General features: G+C 51.2%; 22 protein-coding genes. 19 read left to right on the top strand and 3 right to left on the bottom strand.

The features are described 5' to 3' along the window. The first annotated feature begins 82 nt into the window (after positions 1-82). The 10 genes from F3J39_RS18135 to F3J39_RS18090 all read left to right on the top strand — a co-directional run bounded on the left by F3J39_RS18135 (position 83) and on the right by F3J39_RS18090 (position 3,778). The gene (locus F3J39_RS18135) at positions 83-220 is read left to right on the top strand and encodes a hypothetical protein (protein WP_166714556.1); all 138 of its coding nucleotides are present in this window, start codon (positions 83-85) and stop codon (positions 218-220) included. 146 nt (positions 221-366) lie between these two features. After that, positions 367-552 carry a hypothetical protein gene (locus tag F3J39_RS18130; protein WP_166714555.1) on the top strand — a complete coding sequence of 62 codons (186 nt, stop codon included), beginning with the start codon at positions 367-369 and terminating at the stop codon, positions 550-552. Beyond that, a complete protein-coding gene (locus F3J39_RS18125; protein ID WP_166714573.1) occupies positions 552-1,190 on the top strand; it encodes a hypothetical protein in 639 nt (212 codons plus the stop codon). Before F3J39_RS18130 ends, F3J39_RS18125 begins: the two co-directional genes overlap by 1 nt. Positions 1,191-1,196: 6 nt before the next feature. Beyond that, the gene (locus F3J39_RS18120) at positions 1,197-1,823 is read left to right on the top strand and encodes a hypothetical protein (protein WP_166714554.1); all 627 of its coding nucleotides are present in this window, start codon (positions 1,197-1,199) and stop codon (positions 1,821-1,823) included. 60 nt (positions 1,824-1,883) lie between these two features. After that, positions 1,884-2,090 carry a hypothetical protein gene (locus F3J39_RS18115; RefSeq protein WP_247648289.1) on the top strand — a complete coding sequence of 69 codons (207 nt, stop codon included), beginning with the start codon at positions 1,884-1,886 and terminating at the stop codon, positions 2,088-2,090. After that, positions 2,087-2,392, top strand: coding sequence for a hypothetical protein (locus F3J39_RS18110; RefSeq protein ID WP_166714552.1), 306 nt, complete (start codon positions 2,087-2,089; stop codon positions 2,390-2,392). Before F3J39_RS18115 ends, F3J39_RS18110 begins: the two co-directional genes overlap by 4 nt. Beyond that, positions 2,389-2,745: a hypothetical protein gene (locus F3J39_RS18105; protein ID WP_166714551.1), complete on the top strand. Its 357-nt coding sequence runs from the start codon at positions 2,389-2,391 to the stop codon at positions 2,743-2,745. Before F3J39_RS18110 ends, F3J39_RS18105 begins: the two co-directional genes overlap by 4 nt. 10 nt (positions 2,746-2,755) lie before the next feature. Next, a complete protein-coding gene (locus F3J39_RS18100) occupies positions 2,756-3,049 on the top strand; it encodes a hypothetical protein (protein WP_247648288.1) in 294 nt (97 codons plus the stop codon). 194 nt (positions 3,050-3,243) lie between these two features. Beyond that, on the top strand, positions 3,244-3,480 hold the full coding sequence (locus F3J39_RS18095; RefSeq protein ID WP_166714550.1) for a ParD-like family protein: 237 nt from the start codon (positions 3,244-3,246) through the stop codon (positions 3,478-3,480). After that, entirely contained in the window at positions 3,449-3,778 is a 330-nt protein-coding gene (locus F3J39_RS18090) for a type II toxin-antitoxin system RelE/ParE family toxin (protein ID WP_166714549.1), read from the top strand. Before F3J39_RS18095 ends, F3J39_RS18090 begins: the two co-directional genes overlap by 32 nt. Positions 3,779-3,890: 112 nt before the next feature. Here the strand turns inward: F3J39_RS18090 and F3J39_RS18085 are convergent, their stop codons facing one another. Further along, the gene (locus F3J39_RS18085; protein WP_166714548.1) at positions 3,891-4,748 is read right to left on the bottom strand and encodes a DUF4365 domain-containing protein; all 858 of its coding nucleotides are present in this window, start codon (positions 4,746-4,748) and stop codon (positions 3,891-3,893) included. A gap of 198 nt (positions 4,749-4,946) precedes the next feature. On the opposite strand from F3J39_RS18085, the gene F3J39_RS18080 reads away from it, so the two are divergent. The 8 genes from F3J39_RS18080 (at position 4,947) to F3J39_RS18045 (ending at position 9,857) form a co-directional block, all read left to right on the top strand. Continuing rightward, positions 4,947-5,627: a hypothetical protein gene (locus tag F3J39_RS18080; protein WP_166714547.1), complete on the top strand. Its 681-nt coding sequence runs from the start codon at positions 4,947-4,949 to the stop codon at positions 5,625-5,627. Between the two features lie 2 nt (positions 5,628-5,629). Then, positions 5,630-6,106: a hypothetical protein gene (locus tag F3J39_RS18790; protein WP_211049796.1), complete on the top strand. Its 477-nt coding sequence runs from the start codon at positions 5,630-5,632 to the stop codon at positions 6,104-6,106. A 44-nt stretch (positions 6,107-6,150) separates the two neighbouring features. Then, positions 6,151-6,459, top strand: a complete 309-nt coding sequence (locus F3J39_RS18070; protein WP_166714546.1) for a hypothetical protein — start codon at positions 6,151-6,153, stop codon at positions 6,457-6,459. Further along, on the top strand, positions 6,459-6,821 hold the full coding sequence (locus tag F3J39_RS18065; RefSeq protein ID WP_166714545.1) for a hypothetical protein: 363 nt from the start codon (positions 6,459-6,461) through the stop codon (positions 6,819-6,821). The genes F3J39_RS18070 and F3J39_RS18065 overlap by 1 nt, the downstream gene beginning before the upstream one ends. A 544-nt stretch (positions 6,822-7,365) precedes the next feature. After that, positions 7,366-7,542 (top strand): type II toxin-antitoxin system RelB/DinJ family antitoxin, encoded by a 177-nt coding sequence (locus F3J39_RS18060; protein ID WP_145339975.1) that lies wholly within the window; start codon positions 7,366-7,368, stop codon positions 7,540-7,542. Positions 7,543-7,655: 113 nt separating this feature from the next. Continuing rightward, a complete protein-coding gene (locus F3J39_RS18055) occupies positions 7,656-8,732 on the top strand; it encodes an acyltransferase (protein WP_145339974.1) in 1,077 nt (358 codons plus the stop codon). Positions 8,733-8,807: 75 nt separating this feature from the next. Next, positions 8,808-9,014 (top strand): type II toxin-antitoxin system MqsA family antitoxin, encoded by a 207-nt coding sequence (locus F3J39_RS18050; RefSeq protein ID WP_040113281.1) that lies wholly within the window; start codon positions 8,808-8,810, stop codon positions 9,012-9,014. A gap of 195 nt (positions 9,015-9,209) precedes the next feature. Continuing rightward, a complete protein-coding gene (locus tag F3J39_RS18045; RefSeq protein ID WP_145339973.1) occupies positions 9,210-9,857 on the top strand; it encodes a hypothetical protein in 648 nt (215 codons plus the stop codon). On the opposite strand, the gene F3J39_RS18040 is transcribed toward F3J39_RS18045, so the two are convergent. Beyond that, complete coding sequence (locus tag F3J39_RS18040) at positions 9,838-10,194, bottom strand: hypothetical protein (RefSeq protein WP_145339972.1); 357 nt, start codon at positions 10,192-10,194, stop codon at positions 9,838-9,840. The two genes, F3J39_RS18045 and F3J39_RS18040, sit on opposite strands and share 20 nt — an antisense overlap. A gap of 676 nt (positions 10,195-10,870) precedes the next feature. Here F3J39_RS18040 and F3J39_RS18035 point away from each other — a divergent pair. Beyond that, positions 10,871-11,302: a hypothetical protein gene (locus tag F3J39_RS18035; protein ID WP_166714544.1), complete on the top strand. Its 432-nt coding sequence runs from the start codon at positions 10,871-10,873 to the stop codon at positions 11,300-11,302. 164 nt (positions 11,303-11,466) lie between these two features. On the opposite strand, the gene F3J39_RS18030 is transcribed toward F3J39_RS18035, so the two are convergent. Next, the gene (locus F3J39_RS18030) at positions 11,467-12,267 is read right to left on the bottom strand and encodes a hypothetical protein (RefSeq protein ID WP_166714543.1); all 801 of its coding nucleotides are present in this window, start codon (positions 12,265-12,267) and stop codon (positions 11,467-11,469) included. Positions 12,268-12,274 lie beyond the last annotated feature (7 nt).

Here is a 12,274-nt window from a genome sequence, read left to right as displayed (position 1 = left end):
TTAGAATGTGCATACAATCAGAAAAAACTGAAAGTGCATATTTTATTAGCGCACTCAATTAACAACTGGGATTTATAGGGATATGGCTGATATTTTATACATGGCAATGATGCTTTTCTTCGCTGTCTTTTCGCTTGTCGGTTTGTTTATTTCGCTCCGTTTGCCTGCAATGTTGCGTGCTTTTGATGCTGAAATGACAAAAATCAAGCTTTCTCACTGACTCCATCCTGCGAAACTCACCAGCCAGCCGCCATCATGCGGCGCTGGTGGGATTTGTGCAAAGTACCCCCTCGGTTAATGAAAAATTTAAACTTTCCTTAGAATATTATATAATTTAGTCCGAAATTAACCATTGGACTAAATGATATGACCAGTGCCACTAAACCCCCTGTTTTATCACAGCCGGCGCTTATCGGCGCGATACTGTCCGAAATTGGCAATCAGCAACCGGGTGCCACCATCAGCGCCGCACAGTTCAAAGCGATCACCAAAGCCGCTAACAAGGTTATCGATGCTTTCAGGCCCGAAGCCGCTGAACAGGCTGGTGGATGATGAATAGACGCTTTTACATGATCTGCACCAGGGAAACTGTTGGCAGTAACGCCTCTTTCTGGTGCCACAACGGCAACGGCTACAACTCCAGCATTGATAAAGCCCATGTTTACTCGCTGGAAGAAGCGCAAACTCGCTGGAACACAGGCCGGGACATAGACCAGCCCGTATGCGCTGACAGCGTTGATGCGCTGGCTATCGTTCACGTTGACCACCAGCACGTACCCTGCGAAACGATAATAGAGCCTGGCTGTAATCAGTATGTCGCATTTAAAAAGGGGCAGTGGGACGGAAACGATCTGTACTGGCTGCGCAACGGCGCTCTGCCATCCACTGATTTTATGCAGGCGGCGCTTTTCGATAAGCCCGGCGATCCGACCGAGCTGGTCTGGTTGCCTTTTCACGTCGCTGATGCGGCAAAGCGCCGCACATTTCCTATAGCCATGCTCGATCATCGCCGTATGGTGCAGGCCGCTGGCCTGCGCGTTCCGGCTCACATTCAGCGCGCGCGCAGACGTAAAGCCGGGACAGGTAAGGTGCGCTTCAACTGTACGGACTGTGGCCGCATTCACTGGCAGTTAAACCCCCATGAATTTGAAGGCTGCAACGATATCGGCTGCACCTCATGGATAAGATAAACAGTTATGCGTGAACGTCCGATTCTCCTAAATGCTGAAATGGTTCGCGCTGTACTGAACGGCAGTAAGACGCAGACGCGCCGCATAATGTCGCCACAGCCAGCAGACGATATCCGTCCTCACGTATTCCCTAATAAAGAGATTCAGGGATGGTTGTCATCATTGAAGCATGAGCACGGCCCTACGACCGCACATTCCTGCCCGTTCGGTCAGCCTGGCGATCGGTTATGGGTACGTGAGAAAACGCTCTGTTTAAGCACGAATAATGGCAAAGCGCACATACGCTATCTTGCGGACAACGCCCCCCGAACTGTTGATATTCCATCACGACTTAAACCTGTCACGCCGGGTAAATGCCTGTCGAACGGCTGCTACCGGGAGGCCTCCCGTATAACGCTGGAGATTACCGGTGTCCGGGTGGAGCGGTTGCAGGCTATCAGTGAGGCTGATGCAGCAGCAGAGGGTGTGCCACCAGCGCCTGAATTTACTGATACGTTTCTGACGCCCGAAGGGGATTACGCAACCGCAAAAGTCGCATTTCAGCGGCTATGGGAATCCATTTATAAACCGGCAAGCTGGCAGGCTAACCCGTGGTGCTGGGTTATCGAATTTAAGCGCGTGGAGGGTTCATAGATGCCGGTAAGCAGAGCGCAGTTATTTACTTTACGCAGGATGCGTAACGGAACCCGTTACATGATGCGAGGCGATAAGGGCTATGGCATTGAAGTTCGCTATGACGTTGCGACCAGGAACCGTGACGATGTTAATTGTCGCAGTCTCTCACCACTGATGCGCAGCGGGCTTATCCGCTTCAAGACTAAACCCATAGACATGACACGCTACTACGAAGTGGAGCTGACTCCACAAGGTGTTACAGAAGCGAAAGGGAATATTCAATGAGCCAGGCAGTAAAACATTACCCGATGCCGGTTGTGCCGGCGGAGCTGGTGGAGCCTTTGATCCGCTTTCTGTCCGACCGTGAGGAGCGTTTCGAGTTTCCCCCTCATATGTTTTCAATGCTGAAAGCTTTGGGGGAGGAGGTCGCGCTGGCCGCACTGACTGCAAAGCCTGCTGGCTACACGATTGTTACCGGAGCAGGTAACACATTATTCAGGAAGCACAGGCCGAGACTCCGTGTAACCAATGAAGCGCCCGTGCCGGTCTATACCGCTCCACCAGCGTTAGTGAGTAACGAGCAATGAACCTGCGTAAATTCTTTCGCCTGAAAGCGCCCTGCGCAAATTGCCCGTTTTTAAAAGTGGGTGGCATAGAGCTGAACACCGGACGGCTGGAGGGGATCAAAGCTAACCTTCTGCGCGATGACTTCAGTTCGTTCTACTGTCACAAAACCACGCATCTGACAGGCGAGGAAGAGGACCAGGACGGCGAACAGGGTTACACCGCGTCTGGCAGAGAGGCACACTGCGCCGGCGCTGCCGCCTTTCTGCTTTCCCGCGGCCGTCAGAACATCGCCATGCGCCTGGCATTTGCAGAAGGGACAATAAAGCCTGCTGATTTTGAACCGGCGATCGCCATAATCGCCACGCACGACTGAGGACACCACCATGATTACCGATCGCATCACCGACGACGAACTGAAGTTGTTCGCGGCAGAGCCTAAAAACAACCTGGCGCTGATGCCTAACCACGCAATGACGCAGAAAATGGCCGCAGAGCTGCTGGCGCTGCGCCATGCCGCCGCAGAGCTGGTGGAGGTATCACGGGCAGGGCTGGAATACATCGACGCGATTCCGGTTGATACAGCCAGCAGGTTTGAGACGATGCCGGGGTTTGGCCGGGATTGGGCGGAGGACACTATCAGCGAGGCCAGGCGGCTACTGCTGAATGGAAAGCCATAGTCAGTTGCGCCTTTAGGTTGCAATGAGCAACAAATTGTCGCATAATTAGTATGAATCGTGCTGTTAAGTATAGCCCCGAGAATTCAGAATTTATCTTACTGAATCAGTGCTTTACAGCATTTAGAGGAACTTCTCGAAAAGCCTATGCATGGATGATCATAAGGCCGGAGAGGATAAAGCAGAGGTAGTGGAATATGGCCACAAGCGTAAGATTAGATGATGATTTTGTTGAAGATGTGAAAACACATGCTGATGCTATGAGCCGTAGCGTTCCTAAGCAAATCGAACACTGGGCTAAAATTGGCCGTATAGCCGAAGATAACCCCGATTTGCCGTTTTCCTTCATCAACGAAATTTTATTGGCGAAATCAGAAGTTGATAATGGAAAAGTGACTAAATATGAGCGAAGAAAAAAACGAGCCGAACATTGATATTTATCAGACTTCTCGTTTTGAGAAGTCGCTGAACCGGCTAACACAGCAGGAGCAGGATAGTGTTGATGACGAGATTGATCGCATCATTGAAAATCCAGATCTAGGTGAAAGAAAGAAGGGCGATCTCAATTACTTGAGAGTGCACAAATTCTATCTCGGCAAACAGCAGTATTTGCTCGGCTACAGCTGGCAAAATCAAAAGCTGGAACTGTATTTACTTAGTCTGGGCACCCATGAAAATTATTACGATGAACACAAGCGCCATCGTAAGGGTGATTTAAAGTTAATCGGATGACTGCACGAAAAGAATTTATAACCCCGCCCTAAAAAATTGGGTCGGGGTTTTTTATTGCGAGCTTAAACCTACTATTCTTTACTATTTTAATTTGTTTTATTGCCTTAAGTACTCAATAGACGGTCTCACCATAGCTTTTAGCTGTGAACTCTTCAAACGACTCAATGCCATCAAGTGTAGTTAGCACGCTGTCAAAATCAAACATATTTTCAAAGGGGTAAAAAGCCTCTTTTTTGTCTTTTGGGGTTAATGCGGCAACATGCATAAACAGAGAATTAGCTTTTCTCTTGTCAATAGCACAAGGAAGGTATAAAAATAAAATATTAAGCTTTAATATTCTTCTTGATACAGCAACTAGGTGTTTTAAGTGATCCTCATCTGTGCTGCATATACCTTTCGATATGTTCATTAGTTGTCTTTTTAGATGGGTATATGATTCATTAAAATCTACTATTTCTTGTAAGTATCTGGGCCACAGTGCAATGCGCTCAATTTTCTCAATGCTTTTTTTGATTTCGTTTTTGATCGGTAATTTTATTGAATGGGATTTTTGATTTTCGTCTCTCCAGTAAGGCTTTTCAACATCCAGCACATCCCTGATGTAACGCTGAACCCAAACAAAATAAAACGGCTCTGATGCCTTTGTTACACCTACATTAAACAACAGAAAAGGCGTATGAAAGTTATCCATATAAACGAGCGCTTTTTTATCTAATTGAAATGATACAGTATCATCATTGTTTATCTTCAGCTGACTGTCTGTGCCTTTTACCTGAACGTTGATTACTCCGCCTGTTGCGATATAGGCTTCATTTCCTGCTTTGTCATTTCCTCCTTTTGCAAAAATTTCTATAACTAAATCAGTCCCATAATCACGTTCAGTTAACTCACGAACAACCCAGTGGTCAGGCATTGCATTCAATACCTTCTTGATTGCCTTTGTATCTATTATGTGCTGTCGAGTACGCATAAGTTCCTTTAAGCGAAGATAGTTCAGAGATTAAACAAAATTGTAATTTATTACATAGAATCAATCGACAGAAAATACAATGAATTTAAAATACTGATTTGTTTGTATTGACAAGCAAATACTATGTCTGTACATTACACCTCATGGCGCAATGTTGCGCCGTCGCCCTGGCGCACCAGGCATTTAAGGAATCTCTTCATGGCTCACGCCTCACTGACTTCTACCGCTGCTATCCAGCATATGTCCCACACTTTGACCGGCGCGATTGCTCAGAGCCACCAGCCTGGCTTTATCGCTGCTGAAGCGTATGCGGATATCAAAACCAATTACGAGCTGGTGGCCTCCAGCTGTACAGACCTGGCAACCGTCGTCTGGCTGCGTAACAACATCTGCTTTGGTTACATAGGCGATGACTGCACCTTTGAAGAGGTCAACCTCACATACCGCGATCACTATGACTTCATCCTAAAGTCCGGCTGGCGTCCGGGTACTGCACCTGCGAATAAGCTGGTACTCAGCAATATGTATGAACTGGACTGGTGGGAGCCACAGGATATCGTGGTAACAGGCCACACTGACACTGAAGTAAGCGGCACCGCCACCATGACAGACAGTGAGGGCGAGTATCAATTCGCGTTTGAGTGGACGATGATCATGGGCGAAGAGGCCGAGCAGTACGATATACCGTTTATGGTTAACATCACGGCAGCACGGTTTACCCTGCCGTATGAGTTTGCACTGTTTGAAGATGACGGACGCCCGCTTGATGCACTGACGGCCTTGCAGGAAATGGATTGCGCCCTGGGATTTTGTGTAGAGTTTTTCCCGGACGTTTACAAACAATACGCTCCGGCTGAAGGAGCCACAGATCGAGGTTAGACATGACCGATAAAGCACGCGACCCACGGGCTTTAAACTCAGTTAAGGGAGACGTCCCGGCGACGTCTCAGATTCAGATGCGCGTTACGCCTGATATTAAAGCCCGCTATGTCACTCAGGCGCGGCAGGAAGGTATGAAACTGTCAGAGTGGATTCAGCATCATCTTAATGCGGTATGCGAAAAAGCAGAAGTCGCTCACCAGCCTGAAGAGAATATCACCACGAAGAATAAATATTTTCGCATTTACCGAAAGCGGGATAACACCTGGAGAAAGCAACCACCGCGTACTGACAGGATAGGAGCGCTTTATCCTGATTATACGGAGAATGAATCAGAGGCGGGAATTTGGCTTGAAAGCGAAATTCACGCTGCAAAAAGCGATCCGCATGGACATATGCATCTTCAGGGGGATGAAGAACTTATTGAGTCCACGCCAACGAAACCTCAGCTTGAGTTACGTGCATGGTTAAGGGACTAACCCCCTAACAACTTCAAAAAAGAAATAGCAGGATTAGAACACCAGTGATTAAACAGGAAATCAGGGCGCTGTTTCTGGCGCACGGCTTTAAGATGGAGCCGCAACCTGACGGCAGTACCGATTTTGACCCGGCGTATTACAGCGTCGCTCAGGCGCTCGCAGAGCGTTTTAACGATATTTACGGGCAACCAGTAGGAAACGTGGAGATCGCCGCTGCTGGTGGCGCAGGGGCGCAGACAGTGCCGCTCTTTCACGATAAGGCAGCGAGCATTGAGTTTCCCGTGTATGTCATGCGTGAGCCGTCCCAAAAGCCCGCGCTGGCCACCAGCAACAATCCGGCGTTCGTGCGCTGATGGACGAACGACTAAGGCAGTACGGCTGGTGCTCGTTTGAGGGCTGGCCAGAAAATGAAGTGCGCGACTTTCTTATCACCAAATGCAACATCATCCACGCCCGCCAGCTACCCGACGGCAGCTGGTGCGGGCTGCTGCAGCTGTTGTATACGCTCAGCGTCTGCATGGGGATCACGCCCACTGACGCTTACGTGTACCGCTGGTGCTTTAAAGATCCGAAAGAAGCGGCACACTTTTATAAAACCGCCGTAGAGTATGACGAAATTCCGGTGCGCCGGGAGTCGCTGGTAGGGCATCGGCATACAACAGGCATGCCGCTGTACGTGGAGTTTGATCAGCTTGGCCTGCCTAAGTGGCGTTAACACCTTTTTACTGACTGACCACCAGCTATCCGGCTGGTGACAGTTTTTTCAACAACAGCAATACAGAACGGTACAAAATGGAAATCAGGATTAATTGCCCGAACTGCGGATCAGGGAGCGTCAAAAAAAGCAGGGCGGTTTTTGAGCAGGGAACTTCTAACACCCGAAGCGTTAGCCATACAGGATGGGTGTCGAGAGGCGGATCGGGTAGTAGTGGAAGCGTAGGACGATCAACGCGTCAGTCAGGCGCAGCAGCACGTAATGCACCAGTACGCAGCAAGAGAGAAGCCCAGGTATTTTGTCTGACTTATGCCGCAACCTTCCTGGCTTTTTTCAATGGCCTGGATGTTGAACTCATGCCGTCGGCGCTGATAGCTCTTTATTTCGGGTTCGTATCGTACTGGATAGCGCGATTCTTCAACCGGCATTACAGACGCAGGTTGAAAGAGGTTTACGAGAAGCAGTGGTACTGCAGTAAATGCGGCGACACATTTTTGCGTGATAACGTTGCCAGCGCATAACACATGGAAAAGGAGCAGGCGCCATGAGCAGTAAGGTCGAAGTAACCGCGCGGATCGATCCGCAGATTAAGGCTGAGGCAGAGGCCGTACTGGCACAAACAGGGCTGTCGATGGCCGCGTTCCTGCGTCTCTCTCTGGCGCAGCTGGTGGAGAAGCAGGCAATCCCGTTCACCACCGGGGCCACCAGCCCGCAGGAATAACAGATCCACTTAAAGCAGGCGCTCTCTACGCCTGCATGGCGGTTGCCCTCAGCCGCCACCATTCCTAAAATGCGCCCTTCTTTACGCTACACAGACGATTTTCTTACGAAATTATGACACAACAGCTCAAATCTATTCAGGCGCTGCGCGGGCTTGCCTGCCTTGCCGTCGTTACCTTTCATTTCCGCTACCAGATAAAGGCGCACTACCCGGCATTAACCAAACTGCTTTCAACCGGCGCTATTGGTGTGGATCTGTTTTTCATCCTCAGCGGCTTTGTTATCACGCTCTCTGTATCGCGCATGGGTACTGGCTTTGCTGCAGCGGGTGACTTCCTGAAGCGCCGCGCGCTGCGCCTGCTGCCCGCCTACTTCATTCTGCTGCTGATTAACTTCCTGTTAAGCGGGGCAATGGCGACGTTTCACTATGCTGATAAGACGCAGGCGCTGATTAGCGCGGCGACGCTCTCTGTCTACCTGCCGCAGCACGCGCCGTTTTACGTGGACGACAGCGGGTTTATGGGCGTGCGCTGGACGCTCAACTATGAGTTTCTGTTTTACCTGATGATGGCCGTATGCCTGCTGGTGCGCGCACGCTGGGTGGCGCTGGCCACAATGCTGGGCGCGGTGCTGGTGGCAGTACCTATGGCAGCAGGCCACCAGCCGACGCTGCTGGTGCGCGGATATGACATGGGTTACGCCTACCTTAACCTGATGACCAATCCGATTATCTGGCAGTTTGCCGCGGGCGTGCTGATTGGCCTGGTTTACCCGTACATGGCGCGTCTGCCGGTGGCAACCCGTGTGCCGTTCCTGCTGGCAGCGGTTGCCCTGTTTGTGCAGCACATTATCAGCCACCAGCATATCGGGCATGGTCTGATGGCGTCCGGTACCGTGCTGGCGCTGCTGCTGGCCGCTGTAGCATTCAACGACAGCTGGTTAGGCCGCATCACGCCGCGCTGGCTGGTGTTCCTGGGGGATATCTCTTTCTCCGTCTACCTGATCCACATTGTGACCAAAGACCGGTTATCGAAATCCTTTACGGATCAGGGTATGGCGTTCTTCGTGTGCAACGTCCTGCTGGCGCTGCTGCTCGGCTGGCTCAGCTACCGTTATATTGAGCCAATTGGACAGAAGATTGTGCGCCGGCGCAAAGAGAAAGCGCTCCGCACCGCAAGCGATGCCGCATAGCCCGTAACCCTTCTGCAGCAAGGCTTTGAGCCTGTCAGCTATACTTAGTGAACAGGCTCAACAAAGGAGTAAGCGATGAAATGTCCGACATGCGGTGCAGAGGCTTTTGTTTACGACACGCGCGACGTCCAGCTGAATACGGGCAACCCGGATGACATTGTAGAGGATGTAAAAGGGAGTCATTGCCTGGCCTGCGGAGAGGTGATCGTGGATATGTCAGAGGCCGATTCATTCATGAGGAAGGTCAGCGCACTGGAAGCTGCAGCGGCACACAATCATTGACACAACAGCCCGCATCAAGCGGGCTTTTTAATGCCTTGAGTTACTGAAATGCATAACTGGCAAGTAAACTTATCAAATTCTGCAAAGCTAGCTTTGCAAAAATCAATTAAATCATAAACATACATAGATTTTTGTGGTAAGTGGTGAGTGAGCCTTGTATGGTGACTACAAACACCACATACGATGAATCTGCCCATGACTGACCAGCCAAACCGCCGCGCCCGCCAGCTTGTAACTGACCTTGAACAAATCCAGCAAGACTTATCGCAAAAGGATTTTTGCTGGTTGAATGTTGTCGATCTTACTGATTACAAGGTGTTCCATATGGTCAATGAGACTGATGGCCGTGCAACCATTTCTGTTACATGCTCGCCTAATCTGGTTTCAGTGGCATTTTGGGACACACGCAACGGGTATATGTTCAAAACTAAAACCCGAAATCCGCTTACAGTCATGATTGCTGAAGAACCCATATGTCCGGAAGATTGGGAACAGAATCTGTTCTCACACTCTAATAACGGACCAGAGCAGGAAGGCTACTATTGGGACTGGACCGGTTACTCGATGGCGTTAACTGATCTAACAGAAGAGTGGAGCGAGGACAGAAAGCTGACGACTGATCGAATCACCAGGAATGCATTGCGATCTTCAATCCGGCAAGCTGATAAGATTATCGGTGTTGCTCCCTCTCTGGCTGATGTAGTAAGCCTGAATAATAGCTGGCAGGATAAGTGGCATCCCTTACCAGAACTAGTGCCTGTTGACGACTACCTGATATGGCACAGGCCATTTCTGCGCGCGCTGGCCGTCATTTATCAGCTGTCTACAAACCCACCAGCGTGATGTGTTTCTTCACCGTTAGCGCCTCATAAAGCGCTTTAGCCAGACTTGCAGGCTCCACTAAGCCAGCCCCTGACTGCGCCCCGTCTGGATCGGCCCGGAATGATTTAATGCGCAGCAGGGTGTTTATGCCGCTCACGCGCTCCAGTTCCAGCACCGCCAGCGTCCGGTAGCACGTCCCTCCTTCCGTCTGTATGGCGTCCATCTCAATGACAGCAGCACTGGGAGCCGTGCTGTTGTAGATGACGTGGCAACGCGCACCGTTCAGGATGAACGTGTCGATAATTTCATGTAACTGTTGTACAGATTCTGCACTGTAGGATGCGGGCATAATAAACATGGTCATTCCCTCTGACGTGGACTTATGAACAGCCAGCATAGGCGAAGCCGCAGAAAGGGAAAGTGATTGTTTTTCCAGCACAAATAGCGATGACAGCGGTGATAATGACTGGCGTGATGTTAATTCCAGATGTGGCTGGCGCTGGTGGAACGTGCCGGCGCGGATAATTACCTCGGGCGGACGCGGGCTGGCGTAAAAAAACTGCCCGCGCGGGGCGGGCCAGGCGAATCAAAAGGGGGAAATCTCGTAGCACGCCTGCAGGGCGTAACCTGCAAGCGCAACGGCATATTACACGGGAAAGGTTAGTCTTAAATTAAGAATATTCTCTGTACAAAACCGTAAATCGTTCAGCTGCAGCAGCGCTGCGCCAGCGCCCGCCGGCAGCAAAAAAATGACCCGCAGGAGCGGGCCAACAGAGTAGGACTTATCATTATTTTTAGAAGCTGATATTAAGAGTAGTTGAAGCGGCGGGCGCCAGCCAGCAGGCGTAAAAAAACCCGCCAGAGCGGGTTAAGTCATTCAAACGGAGGTTTTATCTCACTCGCGGCCACGATACGCGGTTGCGGTGAGAGAGAACAGAGTAAAGCCTTTCAATTCAGATAACTGCGATACCGCGCTCACGGTTTAAATTACAAACCGCTTAACCTGGCCTCTTATCCATCTTGAGGCCACCAGCATGAAAAACAATACCTTCACACCTGCTCCGATCGCCGCCGGCGAAATGCTCTGCGTCAGAGAGGGCATCGGCCTGTCTTATCCGCTTGCCCCGGTGCCACTGGTGATGACGTTAATCGGCAACGACGGCACGCGGGCGCAGCTTACAGTGAATAACGGAAAGGTGACGTTTGAGGGCGATCCTGACGCTGCAGCGGAGATGTTTATCGACGCGGTGACGCGCCGGCACGCGCAGCAGTGGACCGAACAGCAGCAGAAGCTGGATAAAGCGGAGGCGCAGCTGGCGGAGTATGCGCACCATAACGGCCTGATGATGCTCTCACAGCGGCTGGTGGACGCAGAGAAAGAGCGCGACACGCTATGGGCGGAAGTTCACCGCCTGCGGTCGGGCGGTAACGTTCACTGTAATCAGTGTATAAGCTGTAGTGAGTGAGTTACAGCCAATAAAAAAGCCCCTTAACGGGGCTTTTGAGTAAGAGCTAATGGCAACGGGTAAGAAATGTGCCTGGTTAAATTAGCAAACCCTTAGAATTTAGCAATACTTTTAAACCTGGCGCCACGCCGCCTGGCACATAGCCTGACAGGCGTTAATGGCGTTTATTCCGCTGCCGCCGGCGCAGCCTCTGACGCTGCGGCCACCAGCTCCGGCTCGGGCTGCAGGGCGTCAGTTTTCGCCTTTCCCAGTGCAATCGTGCGCAGCAGCTGCGCTTTTTCAACCGCTTCCTGCACCAGATCCTGATCCATACCTACTACAGCATATTTATCCAGGCCTTCCATGCGGTAACGGTCGAGCTCCGGCACGAACTGCAGCATGTTCTTTTCGTTATCCGGCGTCAGGTAAACCAGCTGCCCCTGCGCGTCTGCGCCGGCAGGGAACAGCACCCAGGCACGCTGGCCCACGCCCAGAACCTGCAGGAACAGCAGGGAAACCGCCAGCGGCAGGGACTGCGCCGCGCAGCTGACGTGCTGCTGCCTGTCTACCAGCAGGCCGTGGCTCTGCACATCATAGGGGTTAAAGCGGGAAACGGTCTCCGCGCGCCACTGGCCCGCCAGGGAACCCGACACAAACGCCTCGCCGGTTACGTTCATCGGCAGCTGGCTCATGAGGTGCTGCGCAAAGCTGTGATCCATTGACGGCATCAGCAGTCGGGCGCCCGTTTTCTCATTGATGGCTTTCACCGCTGCAGCGCGTTCTTCGTCGCCCGCCGGCAGCGACTGCTCATGCGCCAGCCAGAACGATTTATCATCATTCTCATGGCTCCAGACGGTTACGCCTTCAACGTTTTGCGGCGTAAAACCCATCGTGGCCAGCAGGGCGATTTCCAGATCGGCAGGGCTGATCTCGCCTTTCCCGTTAAGCTCAATGGACGTTTTGCTGCTGAGAATATATTTGGTCATGGTCTGG

Source organism: Pantoea sp. Acro-807 (assembly GCF_011752675.1).
In the GTDB taxonomy this organism is placed as follows: Bacteria; Pseudomonadota; Gammaproteobacteria; order Enterobacterales; family Enterobacteriaceae; genus Pantoea; species Pantoea eucrina.
Note: the sequence above shows the minus strand (reverse complement) of the source record. Positions and strands in the feature narration are given on the sequence as shown.